Origin of the sequence: Longimonas sp. (assembly GCF_046498435.1) — a bacterium.
In the GTDB taxonomy this organism is placed as follows: Bacteria; Bacteroidota; Rhodothermia; order Rhodothermales; family Salinibacteraceae; genus Longimonas.
Window position 1 is genome coordinate 1 of sequence record NZ_JAWOAR010000200.1, and the last position, 20,602, is coordinate 20,602.

Consider the following 20,602-nt stretch of genomic DNA (forward strand, 5'->3'; position numbering starts at 1 on the left):
GCTGCACCGATGCCCCCGACCTCGAAGGCACCGTCATCCGCGACGATGTGCCCGATTACGGTCCGCAGGTGAAGGCGATCTCCGCCAAGGACAACGTCACCGCCATCTCCATGGACACTCTGGGGATGTGGCAGCAGGTCGGCTTCCTGGCAGATGTCTTCAGCGTCTTCAAGCACCACGGCCTCTCTATCGATCTGGTCGCCACGTCAGAGGCCAACGTCACCGTTACGCTCGACCCGGTTGCCAATGCGCTTGACCCGGACACCATCAACGCGGTGGTGCGCGACCTGAACGCGTTCTGCAATGCCCGCGTCATTGGGCCGTGTGCGGTGGTGAGTCTGGTGGGACGCCACATCCGCGCCTTGCTCAGCGATCTGGGGCCGGCGCTGGAGGTGTTTGATGAGCAGAATATCTACCTCGTGTCGCAGGCGGCCAGCGATCTCAACTTCAGTTTCGTGGTGGATGCGGAGCAGGCCCCACGGTTGGTGCGCGAGCTGCACGCCGAGCGGTTCAGCGCCCGCCCCGCCGATGAGCTCTTCGGCCCGTCGTGGTCGGAGCTCTTCGACACCGACGATGCCGACACAGAGGGCACGCCGCCCTGGTGGCAGACCGAACGCGAGGCGCTCCTCGCCCTGTCCGATACGACCGAAACGCCCGGCTACGTCTATCACGCGCCCACGCTGCGCACCCATGCCGGGCAGCTTACGGGACTGGAGGCGGTCGATCAGCCGTACTACGCTGTAAAGGCCAACCCGCACCCCGACGTGCTCCGCTGCCTGCACGACGAGGGCCTTGGGTTTGAGTGCGTGTCGCTGGGCGAGGTGGAGCGCGTGTTCGAGGCCGTACCGCAGGTGAATCCGCAGCGCGTGCTCTTCCAGCCGAACTTTGCCTCAATCGACGAATACCGCGTGGCCTTTGAGCACGGCGTGCGCGTGACACTCGACAACGTGCAGCCGCTGGCTATGTATCCAGAGGTGTTTGCCGGGCAGACGATCTTCCTCCGCATCGACCCCGGACGCGGGCACGGCCACCACCGCCATGTGCGCACCGCAGGCGCACAGTCGAAGTTTGGCATCGTGCCCGACGAACTGCCGCAGGCGCGTGCCCTGGCTCAGGAGCACGACATCCGGATCGAAGGGTTACACGTGCATGTGGGCAGCGGCATCACTCGCGCCGAGCCGTGGGCCGACATCGCCGAGTTTCTGGGCTCACTGGCCGAGGATTTCCCAGAGGTAGACATCCTGAACGTAGGAGGCGGACTTGGCGTGCCCGAGCGTCCCGGGGGCGACCGGCTTTCATTGGATGCGCTGAATGAGCGGCTTGCCGAGTTCAAGCAGTCGCATCCCCAATACGCCTTGTGGATGGAGCCGGGCCGCTTTCTGGTGGCCGAGGCCGGGGCGCTGCTCGCGCGCGTCACGCAGACCAAGCAGAAAGGCGAAGCCACGTACGTAGGACTTGATGCCGGCATGCACACGCTGATGCGTCCGGCGCTGTACGGCGCATACCACGACATCGTAAACCTGACCAAGCTCGACCAACCCAACGCCGAAACCGTAAACGTCGTGGGTCCCATCTGCGAGAGTGGGGACGTGCTCGGCTACAGCCGCCGCCTGCCTGCCACCGAACCCGGTGATGTGCTTCTCATTGCCACCACCGGGGCCTACGGCGCCGCGATGGCCAACACCTACAACCTGCGTCCACGCCCGAACGAGCACTTAATCGACCCGGCTGCTGATGCGTAAATCCAACCGTTGGACCGACCTGTTGCCGTTGCAGAGCACCTCGCCCGAGGCCACGTATGCATTGGGGGAGCAGATAGCCGAGCGCGCTCAGCCCGGCGATGTGATTGCGCTGCATGGCGACCTGGGCGCCGGGAAAACGCATCTGGTAAAAGGAATCGGCGCGGGACTGGGATACAACCCCGCTGATATTCGTAGTCCCACCTTCACGCTGGTGCATGCCCACGAGGGCGGACGGCTGCCGCTCTATCACATTGATGCGTACCGGCTGGGCGATCCTGCCGAACTCCATGAACTGGGGGCCGATACCTACCTGTATGGCGAGGGCGTGTGTTGTATTGAGTGGCCCAGCCGCATGGGCGATCTGCTCCCCTCTGCCGCGCTGCACGTGCAGTTGACCCACGAAGACCGCACCACACGCCACATTAGCCGCCTGAACACGCCATGACCCACACTGCCGACCCGCTCGACGCGCTCTACGCGCTGCCCCGCTACGCCGGAACCGATGACGACAGCTACAAGCCGGGTCTCGACCGGATGCACGCGCTCACCGAGGCGCTGGACATTCCCCTTGGCGACCTGCCCACGTTGCACATTGCAGGCACCAACGGCAAAGGCTCTACCGCGGCCATGAGCGCGGCCATTGCGCAGGCGGCGGGCTATCGGGTGGGGCTGCACACCTCGCCGCACCTGTGGTCGGTCGCTGAGCGGATGCGCATTGACGGCACGCCCATCCCCACCGACACGCTCCGTTCCATGATTGCGGAGGCGCAGCCGGCTTTCGACCGCATTGAGCCCAGCTTTTTTGAGGCGACGGTCGCGCTGAGTCTGCAATACTTCGCGCGCGAGGCCGTCGACCTGGCGGTGGTCGAGGTGGGACTGGGCGGGCGGCTGGATGCGACCAATGTTGTAGAGGCCGAGGTTGCCATCATCACGTCGATTGCGCTGGAGCATACGGCGCTTTTGGGGGATACGGAGGCGCAGATCGCCCGAGAAAAAGGCGGCATCATGCGAAAGGGACAGCCCGTGGTGCTGGGCCCGCTTTCTCGTGAAGCCGATACCGCGCTCCACGATTTAGCGTCAACCCGTGGGGCCGTCTTGCACCGCACTGCCGCCACTACGCGCTGGAACGATACGCGCCACACGCTCATCACGCCGCGCGCTTGCTACACCGTGCGCGACCTCGACCTTCCGGGTGCGCATCAGCAGCAGAACGCGGCCTGTGCGGTGCGGGCGCTGGAGCTGCATCCGGCGGTGCGCCTCACCCCCGATGCGGTAGCCAGCGGACTGGGGGCCGTCCGTGCGTATGCCGGATTGCATGGGCGCATGGAACGTCTGGCTACGCATCCGCCCATATGGATCGACGTGGCGCACAACCCGGCGGGGCTGGCGGCAGCGTGCACGGCCTTGCCGGGCTGTCCGGGATGCTGCATCGTGGCGCTGGGGGTGATGCGCGACAAGCCACTCAACGCGCTGCTCGATGTGCTCGCGGCCCACGACATCGACACCGTGTGGCCTGTTGAGGTAGCAACCGACCGTGCGCGCTCGGCACGTACCCTGGCCGATGCGTGCCAGGCTCGCGGCTGGGCGACGCGTCCTCCGGCCTCGCTGCCGGCTCATGTCGAGCACTTCCAGTACACCGCCTCCCCCGAAGACTTGCTGCTTGTTACTGGATCACACTACACGATAGGAGCGCTTCCCCCGAAGTTGCGTCCTCTTTAATCGTTAAAAACGTGTTGGGGATTGCATATCGCACTGATGTTTGACGGATAAAAGCGCTTCGAGGTAAGAATCAGTGCTTTCATCTTCTGTGAGTGCATCTTATGTTGATAGAAGCTTGTTAACGAAAATCCTATGTTGCGTATCTCTTTCAGTAAGAAGCCGCTTCTCAATTGCCGACTTCAACGCCACATGTGCTTTTTATAAATCGCGTGTATCCGCCCAACACGGGGGCTACGGGCGCCATCTTGGCTGAATTGGCCGAGCGCTTGGTGGCCCGTGGCTGGGAGGTAACGGTGGTCGCAGGACCTGCTGAGGGGGAGGCGGCTTCGTCTGTTCGTAACGGTGTACGGGTAGAGCGGGTGTCGGCGCTGGCATTTACCCGGGCCAGCACGCTGCGCCGCGGGCTGGCATATGCTTCGCTCTACCCGGCGTTTCTGGCGCGGGCGCTGCGTCTGCCTCGACCCGACGTGGTGGTGTCCAAAACGGATCCGCCGTTGCAGCTGGTGCTTAGTGCGCTGCTGGGTCGCGTATGGGGCATTCCGGCTGTGCATTGGGCGCAAGATGTGTACCCGGAGGTGGCCGAAGAGCTGGAGGTGATTCCGAAACACGGATGGGTCGCTGGGCTGCTGCGGCGTGTGTCGACAGCCGCGTTGCATCAGCATGCACGCGTTGTGACGGTGGGGCGCTGCATGCAGGCGCGCATTGTGAAGCGGGGCTACCCCAAACAGCGCACGCGCGTGATTCCGAACTGGCCGCCCGAGTCGGTACATCCGGTGCCGCCCGAAGAAAACGCCTTTCGCGCCGAACACGGGCTTGAGGATGCGTTTGTCGTGATGTACTCAGGCAATATGGGGCTGGCCCATCCGTTCGATGCGGTGCTGAAGGCCGCTACATACCTGCAAGATGCCGTGCCGCGGGCTGTGCTTGCTTTTGTGGGCGAGGGACCTCGGAAGGCTCAGCTTCGCGCTACAGCGCGCGAGCGCCAGTTGGACAATGTCCGCTTCTTTCCGTATCAACCCTTTGAGACACTTGCTCACAGCCTAAGCGCAGCCGATATTCACCTGGTTACGATGCAACCCGAACTTGAAGGGCTGGTGGTACCCAGCAAGCTGTACGGAGTCCTTGCCGCAGGCCGACCGGCGCTTTTTCTGGGCCCCGAAGGAAGCGAAGCGGCACAGGTCTTGTGCGAGCATCAGTGTGGTGCGGTGCTGCCTCGTCCCACAGGGCGCACATTGGCGCGCGAAGTAGCGACCTGGCATGCCGACGCCAAGCGCCGCTCAGCCGCGGGACGACGCGCACGTGCAATCGTCGCCGATGCCGCGTCAGAGGCTGCCACAGCATTTGAGCGCACGCTGCACACATGTATCCGAAGCCGCACAGCATCCGTGAAGGCATGACCGTCGTGTCCCCACCGGTACAGATGTATCCTACGCGGTAAATAATCCTCGTCCAGAATCGCTGTACGGGCACTGCTTTCCAGTTACATATTCCGGTATGTTGATCTCGTTACTCGCTGAACTGAATGGGCTGTTTCCTGGGGATACAGCCGCACATCGCCTGCTTACAGGAGGCAGCATCGCGCTGCTTAGTGCCCTCATCTTCACGCCGCTCGTTATTGTCGGCGCGCGCCGCTTACAATGGATCGACTGGCCCGCCGATGATCGCTGGCATTCGACGCCTGTGGCACTCATGGGCGGTATTGCTCTCTTTGGAGCACTAGCCACCGGCATTGCAGGAGCAGGACTCCTGGATGTGTACACCTGGCCTGTATGGACCGCCGGGGGGCTCGTGTTTGCCTCTGGACTCGCCGACGACCTGCTCGATATTCGTCCCGAAGCTAAGCTCGTGGTGCAGATCATTGCCACGGCGCTGCTGCTGTATGCTGGCCTGGCGTTCTGGAAAGGCGCGCCCTTCTGGATCCACGTTCCGCTTACCTTTCTATGGATTGTAGGCGTTACCAATGCCGTTAATCTGATCGATGGCATGGATGGGCTTGCTGCCGGACTTGCAGCTATTGCCGCAGGGGTGCTTGCGATCATTGCATGGCTAACAGGGATTCCTGGAGTGGCTGCGGTATCGGTTGTGGTGCTGGGGGCCGCGGTTGGTTTTCTCGTGTTTAACTTTAAACCGGCACGCGTCTTCATGGGCGACTGCGGGAGTCTCCTGCTCGGGTTTGCTGTAGCTACGTTGGCGCTGACCGTACAGGGGGCAGGCGAGCCCGTAGCGGCTACCTTGGTGCCGGTAGCTGTACTTGCTGTACCGATCTTCGACACAAGCTTCGTGACGATCACACGCATCCTGAACGACCGTCCCATTACTGAGGGTGGCAATGACCACACCATGCACCGTCTGGTGATGCTGGGTCTTTCTGAGCGCCAGACGGTGCTTCTGCTTTGGAGCATTGCCGCGGTGTTTGCGGGCGGGGCGTTCACGATGTACTGGGTGACAACACCGCTCTCCATTGCGCTCATGTTATTTGCAGGCATTGGCTTTGCGCTGCTGGGGCTTTATCTGGCAGGGGCTACGCATTATCCACGCATCGATATTCCACTGCGTGTGGAGCGGAAGACCGCCAGCCAGAAATTGGGCGCCGTAATGCAAGCCATTGCTGGAGGGCCGTATTGGAAGTCCATCGTAGGCACTATCGCAGACCTGCTGCTTGTGGGCGCTGCCCTCGTCTTGGCATTTCATCTGCGCTACGACGGCGCACCGCCTGCGCCCTACGACGACCTGATGCTGCTCATCCTGCCCGCGGTGATGACGACCAAGGTCATCGTCTTCTATCTGTTGGGGCTATACCATGGCATCTGGCGCCACGCAGGCACATCCGAGTTTGTGCGCCTGGTTATGGGCTCCACGCTTGCCTCGATCGTCGTGGTGCTGGGAATCATCGTTGCTGGCGGTGCAGGATACCTGTCGCCAGCGCTCGTTGTGCTCGACTGGATGGTGACGACAGCTGCCATTGCAGGTATCCGGTTTGGATTCCGGGGGCTGCGCCAATACCTGGCGGCCCAGCGATCGAACGGCAAGCACGTGCTCATTTACGGCAGCGGAAGTGCAAGCGTGCTTGCGCTGCGTCACATCCGCGAAGACGATGCGCTAAACCGCACAGCAGTCGGATTCGTCGACCCCGATCCGCACCGTGTGGGGATGCATGTGCAAGGCATCTCGGTGGTGGGCACGCCCAATGACTTGAAGGGGCTTAGTTCCACTCACGATGCTGACGAACTCGTTGTGCCGACCTTCGCGACCGACGAGGAGACGCAGAACGATTTGCTTCGGGCGTGTGTACAGGTCGACCTTGCGTGCCGGTTCTTCGCGTTCGACCTGCACCCCGCTGCCCCGGTACAACTGCACGTTCCTACAGGCGACGGCATGACCGCACGCGAGCGCCGAGAAGCGGCATCTTCTACCAGCGCCCACGATTCACCAGATGAGCAGCCGACGTCGTCGACCAACGCCTCTTCGTAAAAGCATGAGACGTCGTGAAATAGCTACGTGGTGCTATCAGTAGCGTTATCCCCCGAGGCATCGTCAGCCGCCGTGGCTTTTTGGCGCATCGTAGACGCCTCACGCAGAAACTCGTCAGAGCGGTCGGGCTCTTGCACGGCCAGTTGCACATACACGCGAGCGGCCTCGTGGTACGCCCCCTGCGACGCGTAGATACGTGCGAGCGTCTCCGACACCATATCCTCGATGTCGTCATCAAGATCGGGCGGAGGCACGTCGTCAACGTCTGGGTCGGGTTGAATACGGGCCGACTGTAGCTCCTCAATGAGGCGATCCAGATCATCGTCCAGGTCGCCCAGTGCCTCGGCAGGAGATGCGGTGGGCTGGGCCGATGAGGAGGTATGCTGCTGACGGGCCGAGCGCTCGGTTTGCGCACGAAGACTCTCCAAATCGGTGGGGCCATCCTCCATGGATAATGAGGGAAACGCCTCCGAGGACGCATCAGAATCAGCAGAGGCGTTAGGAGATGAGCCAGCCGCATCGGGGACGGATGAAGAGGGGGGCTCCTCCGAAGCTACGGGCGTGGGGGCGGAGGGTGCCTCGGACGCTTCGCTTCTCGTTTTGCGGAGTCGGGCGCGGATGCGGTGGCGGCCTTCTTGCACCGTGGGGCTGTGAGGCATGAGCATGAACGCCTGGTCCCACGCCGAGCGGGCTGCCTCCCATGCGTCTTGCGACTCATAGGCACGCGCCAGCAGCACATAGGCCGCTGGATAGGCGGGCGTTTCAACAACAGCGGTCTCCAAGCGGTCAATGGCTTGTGGGGCCGACTGGTCGCGCAGGAGCGCAAGAGCGTCTTGGATGACGGAGGTAGCCATGATAGAGCAGGGTCGCCAAGGCAGAAGGCTGCGCGGTGCATACGCGCAGACTATACAAGATTAAGGTACAAGATACAACGCGCCTGGCGGCTTTGAAAGCGGTCAGGTGGGGTTTGCAGCCTCTTTGCATGGGGCTACGGTGGAAATGGGCGGTGCCGCTGAGGGCGGGCGGGTGTGTTCCCACCAGTCGGTACCAGCCATCAGCAAGAAACTGAGCGCCAGTATGCTCTGAAACGGTACTCCGCTCCAAAGCCCTGCATGAATCAGCAGCAGCAGGCCGATCAGGTTGTACAGCCCCAGCATCCACTCGCCTCTACGTGTACCTCGCGAGGTATTGCTCGATGTAGGAGTAGGTCCCTTGGGAGTCCGGTGGAAAGGAATGGATACGTTGGTACATGCGGCATACACAGCCTGGGTGTTGTTCACGGCAAGGCCCATAGAGCCCAGTAAAAACATAGGTAAGGTGCGCAGCGTGTGCCATCGCGAAGCCCCTAATGCGCGCTGGGCCGTCCATACAGCGGCAGCAAAGGCAACGAATCCCAGTCCGCCTATAGCGAGGGCCCCAAGGTATGCATCCGACACGATAGAGCGCTGGTCGGTAAGAAGGAGCAGGGGCGCATGAAGCAAGGCGGCCCCGACAATCGCTGGAAACGCAAGGTGAGCAAGCAGGTGAAGCGTGCCCGCAACCTTACGACCAATCTGCTGAGACGACCGCCATAGCGGCCCCAAAAGCTTGCGTGCCGTTTCGATCGCTCCTTTGGTCCACCGAAACTGCTGGGTGCGCCAGGCGGATACAGTGTGGGGGAGTTCGGCCGGGACAGCAACATCTTCTACGTACTGGAACTGCCATCCTGCCAGCTGCGCCCGATAGCTCAAGTCGAGATCTTCGGTGAGCGTGTCATCAGACCATCCCCCGGCATCTTCGATGCACTGGCGGCGCCAGATTCCTGCGGTGCCGTTAAAGTGCATGAAATACTGCCCGGCCCAACGTCCGGCCTGTTCAAGTGCGAAATGTGCATTAAGCCCTACCGCCTGACTCTGCGTGTGCCAGCTTGTGTTGGGATTAAGATGAGCCCACCGGGCCTGTACCAAACCAATCTCAGGCGTGTCGAAGTAGGGCATTAACGCTTTTAAAAAGTGCGGCGGCGGCACAAAGTCGGCATCGAAGACCGCGACAAACGGGTCCTCGGTGCGGGTCAGCCCATGAGCGAGGGCCCCAGCTTTGTATCCGGTGCGGTGGGAGCGCTGCACATGTGTAATGGAACAGCCTTGGGCCCGCCAGTGCGCTACGCGATCCGCTACCCGCTGCGAAGTGACATCGGTGGAGTCGTCGAGGACCTGAATGTGGAGCTGGGCGCGCGGATAGTCGAGCTGGGCGCATGCATCGATAACGCGTGCCGCCATCTGGGGCTCGTTATAGAGCGGAATCTGGACGGTGACGGCTGGCCAGGGTTTGGCAGACGGGCGGTTGGAAGAAGGGAGCTTCTTCGGAGGAGTGGAGCGTCGGCGCATCCACCCCCACCATCCCCAGTGCAGGCCATACAGTGTCAACATAAGCAGACTTGCGGTGTATCCGGCGGTTACACCGACGGCAAGTATGTCTACACCGGTCATGCTGTGCAAAACTCATGAGGGGAAACAGGAACGATGTGCACGGATCAGACCGATTTCTGATTCAACTGAATACAGCCACCCCATGTGTGGAGATGTTGGGCCATCTGTTACAGCACGCAGTTCCTATACGGGCAGACCTGAATCGGACGCCACGCGCGTGGGTATATGCCGTCCGTTTGTTCTGTTATCTTATTTGCCTATCCGGTATTTATTTTCATGCGATTGTTTTGGATGCGACGGTTTGCTTGGGTGTGTGGAATTGTGATCATAGGAGGCGGTCTGGCGCTGGCGTTATCGGCGTGTGAAAATGGGGCAGACGAGCGCGCTGTAGAACGCGGTACGTTTGTCATGACGCTCGACGGCAGTGTGCAAGACACCGTACGCGGCACGGCCTATCTGCGCGGTGCGGAGAACAACGAACCCGGCCTTGAACTCGATGCCGACAGCATTGGATGGTCGGTACACTGGAGTGAGGTCGAGGGGGCGGGGCCAGCCTACACCATCATGCCGCATGCGCTACTGCAAGCCTCGCAAGACCACAGCGATGATTCGTATCCCGCATACAGATCAGAAGACGACGAGCCGGGCGCTTCCCTGTTCATGGAGTACGGACGGCTTGGTTCGTTTGAGGCACAGGCCGGCACGCTAACCGTTGAGCAGCAGACCGATACGGAGCACATTGGGCGCATCCAGGCTACATTGACAGACCCGTCGGGGGCTCGGGCGGAAGTCACGGTTGAAGGCCACTGGCATGCAATTCCTGCCCCCGATACGGTGCCCTCGCATCTCCAACCCTGACACTCTGGGCTGAGGCGCTCCACATGTGCCACCGCACCGCAGAAAGGGAGACACGTTACCGTCGCGTAACCCTACAGTTAAGACGTCAATATATCGGTACAAACATGCTGCGTGCGAAGTGTCTATCAGTCATGTATCCATGTTATCTGCGGCGTTTAGTTGGCGAAACCGTCTGATAGCTGACAGCACAACCGCTTTTTACAGTTGTCTCCGCATGTAGTATGTCTCAAACCACGCCTCCAGCCGCTACCCCTTCCGAACACAGTCTCAGTGCGCTGGATACACGCGATATTACGCTGCCCCAACGCCTGTGGTCGTGGCTTGCCAAACAAGCGAACGACCGGCAGTGCTCAGTGGATGAGGTTGTGGCTACACTCATTGATGCACACCGGCATCCCGAACAGGCAGACGCGTTGCCCGCCGCAGAATCAGGATCTCCGTCGCAATCCGCATCGTCGTCTTCGGCCCCACAGGCGGCTCGTTCCAATGCGCAGAGCAATGGCCAGGATACAGCGGCGGACCGCTTGCGGCAGATGAACGACCGCTTAAGTGGGCTTCGCGACGCGCCCGACGAAACGCCTCGCAAGGCGCAGGCTAAGCGGCAGGCCACGCAGGAGGCGGACTCCAGCAAACGCGTTGCATCCTCCAGTAAGGATGGGACCCATGGCACGGCCGCGCTCATGGACCAGGCGATGAATAGTCTGAATCAGTCCGATATCCCCTCAGATGAATCACCGTCTGGGCAACTGCCTGAGCAACCGGATGCAGATACGAATTCGCCATCGGAGCAGCATGAAGGTGAATCTGGGGAGGCGTCAATGTTTGATGTTGTACGCGAGAATGTGTAATGATGAATGGCTCGGGGCATTGAACGCCTCATCCATGCAGGAAGTGACACGATATCCATCCCTCAAACAGGTATCCAAGCGATGGTGAAGGTAAAAGACAAGATTCAGATTTCGGTGCCTCGCGACGATGTATTCGCGTACATGGATAAACCGGCGCATCAGGCCGAGATTACGCCCAGCCTGGGGCGCTCAGAACTCATTGAGCGGCTTCCGAATGGGGGCTCGCGGGCCGCGTACACCTACAGTTTTCTGGGGGTTGCATTTGAGGGCGAGGTACACGCCACCACGTATGAGCCGCCCGAGCGCATCGTGTTTGCCATGCAGGGCGACCTTGAAGGCGAAATCGCGTGGACGTTCCATGCGCTCAGTGCAGCGGTGACGCGCGTAACGTATGCGGCCACGTATGACATTCCTGTGCCTGTTCTGAAAAAGGCTGCTGAAGCGGTAGCGCGGCGCTACAACGAGCGCGAGGTGCGCACGCTGCTGGCGAATCTAAAAGATCGTTTGGAGACGGCGCACAATGCATAGTGCTGTGCCCATTCTCATTTTGATGGTCACCCTGGCATCATTCCCAACGAAGCGTGTCATGGTGAGCGACGAAACTCGCCTTAATGTCGCCGGGGACGGAAGCGGTCCCCGGCTATGGGCTGCAAATCCTTAGCCCGGGATCAGGAGCGAAGCGCTGGGAGCACCGCGACCGAGTACTCCTGGGGTACGGATATCCCGGGCGGCCTCTGGTTGTGCCAGGCTACGAGGCGTGATCCTTCTGACCAAGGGCGTCAGGATGACGGGGTGCGAACAACAGTTCGGCATTGTGAGGCGCTCCCTCCTGTGTAGTCATGCTGAACGCAGTGAAGCATCTCAAGATGAACCGTTGGAAAGCGATGCCGCCGTGCCTGCAAAGGGGCGCCTGGTATGGAGAGGCTCGTGCCACCTGTGCGAGGTAGGCAGCAACCTGCCGGGGTGAGAGTGATAACACATCGGCGCCTGCGTCGAATTGGGCTGGTTGGCGTGGTGCTGTCACGGAAACGCCCCTATTTGCGCCCCACGCATACCGCTCCGAAGATGCGAGGATCTGCCGAATTCGGCACGGCCTGTCGCGTTCCTCCTGAACACCGAACGGCGCACGCGCTTTTATACACGATCTGTTCTTTGGCAGGGCGCCACCTGCGCGTCCTGCTTTTCTGGTTAGCCCAACTGTATCATGCCTACCTCCCTTCGCGACATCGCCATTGTGGCACACGTTGACCACGGCAAAACGACCCTGGTCGATGCCATGCTCTGGCAAAGCGGTACCTTCCGCGACAATGAAGACGTGCAAGAGCGCGTTATGGATTCGATGGACCTGGAGCGTGAGCGGGGCATCACCATTATGGCCAAGAACATGGCCGTGCAGTATGATGACACCAAGATCAATATTGTAGATACGCCCGGCCACGCCGATTTTGGCGGCGAGGTGGAGCGTACCCTGCGTATGGTGGATGGCATTATGCTGCTGGTGGATGCGGCTGAAGGTCCGCTCCCCCAAACCCGGTTCGTGCTTCAGAAGGCGCTGGAACTGGAACTGCCCTCAATCGTGGTGCTCAACAAGATCGACCGCGACGATGCACGTCCGGAAGAGACGCTCGACGAGATCTACGATCTCTACATCGACCTGGGCGCCGACGGCGATCAGATCGAGTTTCCGGTGCTCTACACTATTGCTACCGAGGGCCAGTGCGCTACCGAGCCCGGCGGCGAACTGACGGACTTGCAGCCGCTCTTCGATACGATTCTCGACACGGTGCCGCCGCCCAGTGGCGACCCGGAGGGCACGTTGCAGATGCTCGTAACCAGCGTAAAGCGCGACAACTACCTGGGTCCGGTGGCCATTGGCCGCGTGGAGCAGGGCACGCTGCAAAACCGCCAGCGCGTGTCGATGTGCCACCGCGACGGCTCCATCGAAACCGCTGAAATCACCGCCCTCTTTGCGTTTGAAGGGCTGGACCGCGTCGAGATTGACGAGGCCGGGCCCGGCGATATTGTGGCGGTGGCGGGCGTAGAGGGCATTGGGCTTGGCGAGAGCCTCTCCGATGCCGAAGGTCCCGATCCGCTGGAGCCGGTCGATGTCGACGAGCCGACGCTCTCAATGGAGTTTCGGGCGAACACTGGGCCGTTTAGCGGACGCGAAGGCGACTACGTAACCTCGCGTCAGCTTCGCGAGCGCCTGATTGACGAGTCGCGCAACAACCTGGCGATTCGCGTCGAGCAAGACGAATCGTCCAACTGCATGGTGGTGTACGGACGCGGCGAATTGCAGATGTCCATTCTCATTGAGCAGATGCGCCGCGAAGGCTATGAGTTCACCGTGGGGATGCCGCGCGTCATCACCAAGACGATTGACGGCACGCGCCACGAGCCCTACGAGTTGGCCGAGATCGACATTCCCGAGGAGCACATGGGCGTGGTCGTAGAGCGCATGGGTACGCGCAAGGGCGTCATGCAGAACGTGACGCACCACCAGAGCGGGCGCGTGCGCCTGACCTTTGAGGTGCCGAGCCGCGGACTCATTGGCTACCGCTCGCAGTTTCTTACGGATACGAAGGGCACCGGCCTCCTTACGCATCGCTTTGAGGCGTTTAAGCCGTGGGCGGGCGACATTCCGCACCGCACCACCGGCGCGCTCGTGGCCGACCGCCGTGGCAAGGCCACTGGCTACGCGCTCTTGAATCTGCAAGACCGTGGCACTTTCTTCGTGGGCCCCGGCGACGCAGTCTACGAGGGCATGATCGTGGGCGAGAACAACCGCACGCAAGACCTGGACGTGAACATCACCAAAGAGAAGAAGCTCACGAATATGCGGGCCGCTGCGGGCGAAGAGTTGGAGCGCCTGCCTCCGCCGCGTGACCTGTCGCTCGAAGAGTCGATCGAGTTCCTGCGTGCCGACGAACTGATTGAGGTGACGCCCGAGGCCATCCGGTTGCGTAAGCGCCACCTGGATCCGAACCAGCGCAAGAAGGCCAACCAGCACGCCTACGCGGAGTGAGTGCAACAGCCCCTTGTATGCTTAATGCGGCAGGTGCAATGAACATAGTGCAGAACAGAGAAGCCCGTCTCGCCAACCGAGACGGGCTTTTCTCATTAGGATACAAGAAAGGGACCGAGAAAGAGCTTCTCGGTCCCCTCTGTTTTGTTTTGTGCCTCATTAAGAGACTATCCTTCCACGACCAGTGTGCCCTGCATCATGGACCAGTGGCCGGGATAGGTGCACACGTACGTGTATTCGCCTGACTCTTCTGGAGCGGTGAAGGTGACCTCGACGGTTTCGCCCGGCTGTGCGAGCGGAGTGTGCGCGATGATGGCATCATCGTCGGGCACGTAGCCCTCGCTTTCGCCAGCCGACTGGCCAGCGGTCCCCACGCGCTCTACAACGTCTTCATCGTTGGTATTGAGGATGAGCACATTGTGTACCATCGAGGGGCTTTCGGCGACATTATCAAAGACGAGGCGCACGGTTTCGCCCGCTTCCACCGTCAGTTCGGTTTCAGCAAACCGCATCTGGTTGCCCTCAGGCTGAAGTGTGATCTCGCGGTCGAAGTCTCCACTTTGCTCAGTGGTCGACTCGGAGGACTCAGACGCTGAAGCGTCGGATTCGGGGGACTCACCGCCTCCGCAGGCAGCCAAGAACACTCCCAGAATGCCTACCAGCAGCACGGTGTACGCGGTACGGAGCATAGAACGCATCATAGAAACTCGTTGTAGGTTGTGGTACGTGTAATGAACTTGCGGCTGTAAGCGTCCGCTCGATTGTGGGACGCCTCGTCGTACTATCCAGTTGGTTTTTCTTTAGCTATGCCGCCCACCAATACGATCCACAAGGTGCTTTCCGACCATACTTTCTTTGGTGGACTTACTCAAAGAGAGCACGACCAAATCGTTGGTATCGGTTCAGTACAAGAAGCTCTGAAAGACTGTATATTGTTTCACCGTCGCGATCCATATCACGGGTTCTTTTTGGTAATTACGGAGCAAGTGCAAATTTATCGCACGAACGAAGCGGGGCGGACTGTGGTGCTGCACATGATTGCCTAGGGCGAGTCGTTTTGCTGAAATCCCCTTTTTTTTGAATCGCATTCCATCCCTACGTATCCGGCTACAGTTCAAACACTGTGCAGAAGTGATCTTCTCTTTGTGCCGTCTGAGCTACCCTCCTCTATGCAAGCATTCATCGAGGAGGGGGGAGCGTGCAACGGAGCAGATCGTGGAGGTTGAGGCGATAGCGGCGGAGCAATCTGAACAGTAAACGACATGGTTTGCTAACCAATCGAGGATCCTGGATCACGTTCGGGATGACCGGTGGTATGGTTCGTTTCATCTGTCCACGCCTCTATGCCCAGCGTAACATTACTGTAGCGCACGGACCCACACATCCGCCAAATCGAATCTCAAAGAACCCTTTGCAAACAAGTACCTTGCCTGCTGGGTAGAGGCGCACAAACGAATCCGCCCTTTCTATGTTGTGGGGCGGTTGCTTGTCCGCCATCCCTTTGTCTTGCCCCGACTCGTATGCCAACGTCTGATCCGTCGTACAACCTGCTGAGCGCGCGTAGTCAGCCGCTCGACTCCATCTTTTCGCCTACGAATGTGGCCGTCATTGGGGCCAGTGAGCAAGCCGGAAGCGTAGGCCGCACGCTGCTCTGGAATCTGATTAGCAATCCCTTTGGCGGCACCGTCTTTCCGGTGAACCCGAAGCGCGACAGCGTGCTGGGCATTCGCGCCTACGACAGCATTGCCGATGTGCCCGAACAGGTCGATCTGGCCGTCATTGCCACCCCGGCGCGCACCGTGCCGGGCATCATCAAAGAGTGTGGCGAGGCGGGCGTGCCCGGCGCAATTGTGATCTCGGCAGGCTTCCGCGAGGTCGGCGATGAAGGGGCCGCGCTGGAGCAAGACATTGCCCGCCATGCTGCCGACTACAACATGCGCATTGTAGGGCCGAACTGTCTCGGCATTATGCGCCCGAAAACCGGGCTCAACGCCACCTTTGCCGGGGCTATGGCCAACGAGGGCAACGTGGCGTTTGTGAGCCAGAGCGGCGCGCTTCTCACCTCGATTCTGGACTGGAGCTTCAGCGAGAACGTGGGCTTTAGCGCGTTCGTCTCGATTGGGTCGATGCTTGATGTGGACTGGGGCGACATCATCTACTACCTGGGCGACGACCCCGCCACCGAGAGCATTGTGCTCTATATGGAGTCGATCGGGAATGCGCGGTCGTTTATCTCTGCCGCACGCGATGTGGCGCAGAGCAAGCCCATCATCGTTATCAAAGCCGGGCGCACCGGGGCCGCGGCGGAAGCAGCGGCCTCGCACACCGGCACCCTGGCAGGCAGCGATGCGGTGCTCGACGCCGCCTTCCGCCGTACGGGCGTGCTGCGCGTGGACGACATCAACGACCTGTTCTACATGGCCGAGGTGCTCGCCAAGCAGCCGCGTCCCGACGGGCCGAACCTCAGCATCGTCACCAACGCCGGCGGACCCGGCGTGCTGGCCACCGATGCGCTCATCAAGGGCGGGGGGGAACTCACTCCGCTCTCCGACGACACAACCAAGGCGCTCGACAAACGGCTGCCCGCAGCCTGGAGCGGCAGCAACCCCATCGACATCCTGGGCGATGCGAGTCCGCAGCGCTATGCCGACGCGCTCGAAATTGCTGCTGACGACGAGAACAGCGACGGACTGCTTGTGGTGCTCACCCCGCAAGCGATGACCGAGCCCACCAAGACCGCCGAGTTGCTGCGTCCGTACGCTCGCGGCAACGACAAGCCGATTCTGGCCAGTTGGATGGGCGGCGATGCGGTGCGGCGCGGCGTCAACATCCTGAACCAGGCGGGTCTTCCCACCTTTGCCTACCCCGACACCGCGACGCGCGTGTTCAATAGCATGTGGCGCTACAGCTATAACCTGCGCGCGCTTTACGAAACGCCGCGTCTGCCCACCGACGACGCCGAGGGGCTCGACCGCGATGCCGCCACTGCGCTCGTTGAGGAAGCCGATACGCAGCCGGGTACCATTATGACCGAGTACGCCTCCAAGAAGCTGCTGGATGCGTACAACATTCCCACCGTCGAAACCCACGTGGCCACCGATGCCGACGCCGCCGTGGAGGCCGCTGAGGCTATCGGCTACCCCGTCGTGGTGAAGCTACATTCCGAAACCATCACCCACAAGACCGATGTGGGCGGCGTAAAGCTGAATCTGCATTCGGCCGATGCGGTGCGCAGTGCCTTCGCCGACATTGAGGGTGCGGTTCCCGAAGACGGATTCGACGGCGTGACCGTGCAAGACATGGTCGATACCGACGGCTACGAGCTTATCATTGGCAGCAGTGTGGATGCACAGCTCGGTCCGGTACTGCTCTTTGGCACGGGCGGCTCACTCGTCGAGGTGTTCGAAGATCGCGCGCTGGGGCTGCCGCCGCTGAATACGACGCTGGCCTGCCGTATGATGGAGCAGACGCGCATCTACGAAGCCCTCCAGGGCGTGCGCGGACGCGATGCCGTTGATATGGATGCGCTGGCTTCGCTCATGGTGCGGTTCAGCCAGCTGGTCGTGGAGCATCCGCGCATCAAAGAGATCGACATCAACCCGCTGCTTGCCGATGGCGACCGCCTGGTGGCCCTGGATGCGCGTGTGGTGTTGCATCCCAGCGACATCCCCGACGATGAGTTACCTCGACCGGCTATTCGTCCGTACCCGCACCAGTACGAAGACACCTGGACCACCGAAGAAGGGCGTGAGGTGCGCATCCGCCCGATTCGTCCGGAAGACGAGCCGAATCTGGTTGACTTCCACAAAGCGCTGTCGGAGCGAAGCGTGTACCTGCGCTACGCCAGTCTCATGAAGCTGGATCAGCGCGTGGCGCACGAACGCCTCTCGCGCCTCTGCTTCATCGACTACGACCGCGAGATGGCGCTGGTCGCCGAGCGTCCCTCCGACATGGACGACGAAGAGGTGCCCGAAATCGTTGGGATCGGTCGCCTCACGCAGCGCCCGGGCCACAACGAAGCCGAGTTTGGGATGCTTGTCATCGACACCGTGCAGCGCGAGGGCATTGGCACGGAGCTGCTGCGCCGCCTGGTGCAGATCGGCGAAGACGAGGGGCTCGATCGCATCACCGCCGATATTCTGAAGCAGAACCGCGCCATGCAGCGCGTCTGTGAGAAGATCGGCTTTGAGATCATCTACCCGAAAGACCACGCCGACGAGATGGTGAAAGCGGTGCTGGAGCTGGCGTAGCGCTGCGTGTTCGGTCTGGCATTTCCGTTCGTAGGGACACGGCACGCCGTGTCCCTACGCGTAGTTTGGGGCAGGCCGTTGGCGGTGTAAACCGGAGGGCAAAGGCAACCCTTTCACTCTTCTTGGACATACCGATACACAGTGAAGTCCTCATCACTATAGATAAACGCCGCAGCCGAATTGCTCGTAACTTCAGTCGCAGCAACTGGCAGTTCCAACCTGCCCACGAAGTCATTGGCCTCCCAGTCATAGACGTAGAGTCGATCACGACGGTATCTACCATGCCGATCTCCCCGTCCTTCGAGTATCTTATACAGGCGTGTTGACTGACCGGGGACACCGGCGGCACTATGAAATAGCACATCTACACTGTCAGGAGGAACGTAAGTTGTTGCCCGATTGCCTGTACTGTTGATTCCTTCGTTACGGATGTCCCGAACCGTTTCGTACTCTACACGGTTTACGTTTTCGTCTGAAGACAGGTCATGCACAAAGTGCAGAGGTAGATAGCGCGTGCTGAAAATAGCATGGTTATCGACAACTGTTACGAAACCGTTTCTGAGCAGCACATTCTTAAAATCACGCTCTAAATCTAATTCATCTTTCCCAATGTGATTCGCATTCGAGCCGTCTTTCTGGGTGAGTGATAGCAGTGCACTCTCATCCATTGTCGACACCACTAATTTGTCTTCAAAGGTATCAGCTCGAAAAGCTCGCACGGGCAGCGAGATGGTTTCAGCATCGTTGGGCTCATTGATATCCAGTCGCAGCATTCGTCCTCTGTTCTGATCGAATAGGTAGATCCACCGGCTGTCAATGGTCAATGCATTGACTGTTTCTATCTCTCCGGGTCCTTCTCCCTCCTCAATATCATGCGTGTAAATTAGCTTACCGGCTTCGAGATCATACAAAAACACTCGAGGCTCATAAAACTCAACCCATGCTAAGTACTTGTCTGTAGCACTGAATCCATAATATAGAAAACCCGATTCGAGGCCTGTGTCAGGCAACTCCTGTAAAGAGGTGTGGCTAATTTTCGGTGTATCCTCAGCCGCTTGCCTCCCATCTGTACATGAAATACTGACAGCAGTGAGCAGGGCGAACATGAGACCCAGAGACAGGTGCGATACCTTTTTCAAGTTTAGCATAAACACATGGAAAAGTTGGCTGCTGCAGACTGTGATTGTCAAGCGCAGTCCGCAGCAGCTCTTTGTTGTCTACAGATACCCTATCTTTTCTATGGTCTAACGACAATTGGTGCCCCGCCGTGAAAGATGATTGTACCGTCAGGGAATGTGGCGACTGCACAGTAGTCCGTTGGGTCTTCAGGGCAATCCCAGCTGCTTGTTGTTGCATCTGCAGCAACTGTAGGCTCGGCGCAGCTTGTAGAAATCATGGGTGATTCCGCCTCTGGCATACCTACACTGAGTGCCGTGGCCAATAGTACGAAGACCAAAATTAAACCAAATATTTTATACATGATGGCTTTATTTTTATGACTGATGTAAAAACGAGCGCATACTGAGGTGGTTTGCACCATGCTGTTAGTAGCATACCCCCCCCCCGAGGTTTTTTTGTCAAGTCAGCAATGTAACAAAGACTTGAATATAATTTGTCATAGAATCTATTTACAGAGGAACAAAGCTCTCGAATGCTTGACGGAAATAGATCGAGAGCTGCTTCGGTACGTTCATGTATATGACTAATGCTCACGCCATGCAGCGCGTCTGCGAGAAGATCGGCTTCGAGATCATCTACCCACAAGACCACGCCGACGAGATGGTGAAAGCGGTGCTGGAGCTGGCGTAGCGCTGCGTGTTCGGTCTGGCATTTCCGTTCGTAGGGACACGGCGCGCCGTGGTACGTGTTTAGCGGGATTCAATGATCGCCCGGGATATACGCTTCGCTCCTGATCCCGGGCTAAGGAAACCATAGCCGGGGACCGCTTGCGTCCCCGGCGATCTTGTGCCCAAAGCTAGGATGTGTGCCCGTATTTTTGGACCAGTTGGGCGACTAAGTACGGCTAAGACGCAGCAGTGGTTTGCGGTTCTGGTTCGAGGTTATCGAGCGTTTGCCCGAGATGTTCTTCAAGATGTTCTCCGGGAGGAACATATCCGATGGAGGAGTGCCGTCGCTCCTGGTTGTAATACCGGAACCGCTCGTCAAAAACGGTTCGCAGTGCGGGTAAAGACGGGGCTTCTGCAATCCGTGACCCGATCTCGGCCTTCGTCCGGCCCCAGAGCGACTCGATCCACGGATTCCCTTTCGCCCCGCGTTCCGA

Annotated in this window: 16 protein-coding genes; 11 read left to right on the top strand and 5 right to left on the bottom strand. The window is 59.9% G+C overall.

The window, feature by feature from the left end:
* From R6U20_RS07460 to R6U20_RS07480, 5 genes are all read left to right on the top strand, one after another.
* Nucleotides 1–1,742: bifunctional aspartate kinase/diaminopimelate decarboxylase (locus R6U20_RS07460; protein WP_410337232.1), on the top strand; the 1,742-nt coding region annotated here is incomplete at its 5' end.
* Nucleotides 1,735–2,187: a tRNA (adenosine(37)-N6)-threonylcarbamoyltransferase complex ATPase subunit type 1 TsaE gene (tsaE, locus tag R6U20_RS07465; RefSeq protein ID WP_410337233.1), complete on the top strand. Its 453-nt coding sequence runs from the start codon at nucleotides 1,735–1,737 to the stop codon at nucleotides 2,185–2,187. The genes R6U20_RS07460 and tsaE, both read left to right, overlap by 8 nt.
* Nucleotides 2,184–3,461: a bifunctional folylpolyglutamate synthase/dihydrofolate synthase gene (locus R6U20_RS07470; protein ID WP_410337234.1), complete on the top strand. Its 1,278-nt coding sequence runs from the start codon at nucleotides 2,184–2,186 to the stop codon at nucleotides 3,459–3,461. The genes tsaE and R6U20_RS07470 overlap by 4 nt, the downstream gene beginning before the upstream one ends.
* Nucleotides 3,462–3,652: 191 nt before the next feature.
* Entirely contained in the window at nucleotides 3,653–4,858 is a 1,206-nt protein-coding gene (locus tag R6U20_RS07475) for a glycosyltransferase family 4 protein (protein WP_410337235.1), read from the top strand.
* 97 nt (nucleotides 4,859–4,955) lie between these two features.
* Nucleotides 4,956–6,932, top strand: coding sequence for a hypothetical protein (locus R6U20_RS07480; RefSeq protein WP_410337236.1), 1,977 nt, complete (start codon nucleotides 4,956–4,958; stop codon nucleotides 6,930–6,932).
* A gap of 23 nt (nucleotides 6,933–6,955) precedes the next feature.
* Here the strand turns inward: R6U20_RS07480 and R6U20_RS07485 are convergent, their stop codons facing one another.
* Nucleotides 6,956–7,786 (bottom strand): hypothetical protein, encoded by an 831-nt coding sequence (locus R6U20_RS07485; RefSeq protein ID WP_410337237.1) that lies wholly within the window; start codon nucleotides 7,784–7,786, stop codon nucleotides 6,956–6,958.
* Nucleotides 7,787–7,888: 102 nt separating this feature from the next.
* Nucleotides 7,889–9,340, bottom strand: a complete 1,452-nt coding sequence (locus R6U20_RS07490; RefSeq protein WP_410337238.1) for a glycosyltransferase — start codon at nucleotides 9,338–9,340, stop codon at nucleotides 7,889–7,891.
* Between the two features lie 291 nt (nucleotides 9,341–9,631).
* Between R6U20_RS07490 and R6U20_RS07495 the strand changes: the two genes are divergently transcribed.
* The 4 genes from R6U20_RS07495 (at nucleotide 9,632) to typA (ending at nucleotide 14,071) form a co-directional block, all read left to right on the top strand.
* Nucleotides 9,632–10,198, top strand: a complete 567-nt coding sequence (locus tag R6U20_RS07495; protein WP_410337239.1) for a hypothetical protein — start codon at nucleotides 9,632–9,634, stop codon at nucleotides 10,196–10,198.
* 221 nt (nucleotides 10,199–10,419) lie between these two features.
* The gene (locus tag R6U20_RS07500; protein ID WP_410337240.1) at nucleotides 10,420–11,046 is read left to right on the top strand and encodes a hypothetical protein; all 627 of its coding nucleotides are present in this window, start codon (nucleotides 10,420–10,422) and stop codon (nucleotides 11,044–11,046) included.
* A gap of 6 nt (nucleotides 11,047–11,052) precedes the next feature.
* On the top strand, nucleotides 11,053–11,574 hold the full coding sequence (locus R6U20_RS07505) for an SRPBCC family protein (protein WP_410337241.1): 522 nt from the start codon (nucleotides 11,053–11,055) through the stop codon (nucleotides 11,572–11,574).
* A gap of 676 nt (nucleotides 11,575–12,250) precedes the next feature.
* Nucleotides 12,251–14,071, top strand: a complete 1,821-nt coding sequence (typA, locus tag R6U20_RS07510; RefSeq protein ID WP_410337242.1) for a translational GTPase TypA — start codon at nucleotides 12,251–12,253, stop codon at nucleotides 14,069–14,071.
* 167 nt (nucleotides 14,072–14,238) lie between these two features.
* Here typA and R6U20_RS07515 read toward each other — a convergent pair whose 3' ends face one another.
* Nucleotides 14,239–14,772 (bottom strand): plastocyanin/azurin family copper-binding protein, encoded by a 534-nt coding sequence (locus R6U20_RS07515; RefSeq protein WP_410337243.1) that lies wholly within the window; start codon nucleotides 14,770–14,772, stop codon nucleotides 14,239–14,241.
* 105 nt (nucleotides 14,773–14,877) lie between these two features.
* Here R6U20_RS07515 and R6U20_RS07520 point away from each other — a divergent pair, with 105 nt between their 5' ends.
* Nucleotides 14,878–15,117 carry a hypothetical protein gene (locus R6U20_RS07520; RefSeq protein ID WP_410337244.1) on the top strand — a complete coding sequence of 80 codons (240 nt, stop codon included), beginning with the start codon at nucleotides 14,878–14,880 and terminating at the stop codon, nucleotides 15,115–15,117.
* A 474-nt stretch (nucleotides 15,118–15,591) separates the two neighbouring features.
* Nucleotides 15,592–18,321 carry a bifunctional acetate--CoA ligase family protein/GNAT family N-acetyltransferase gene (locus R6U20_RS07525; protein ID WP_410337245.1) on the top strand — a complete coding sequence of 910 codons (2,730 nt, stop codon included), beginning with the start codon at nucleotides 15,592–15,594 and terminating at the stop codon, nucleotides 18,319–18,321.
* A 113-nt stretch (nucleotides 18,322–18,434) separates the two neighbouring features.
* Here R6U20_RS07525 and R6U20_RS07530 read toward each other — a convergent pair whose 3' ends face one another.
* Complete coding sequence (locus R6U20_RS07530) at nucleotides 18,435–19,427, bottom strand: hypothetical protein (protein WP_410337246.1); 993 nt, start codon at nucleotides 19,425–19,427, stop codon at nucleotides 18,435–18,437.
* Nucleotides 19,428–20,344: 917 nt separating this feature from the next.
* On the bottom strand, nucleotides 20,345–20,602 hold a 258-nt coding region (locus tag R6U20_RS07535; RefSeq protein WP_410337247.1), incomplete at its 5' end, for an integrase core domain-containing protein.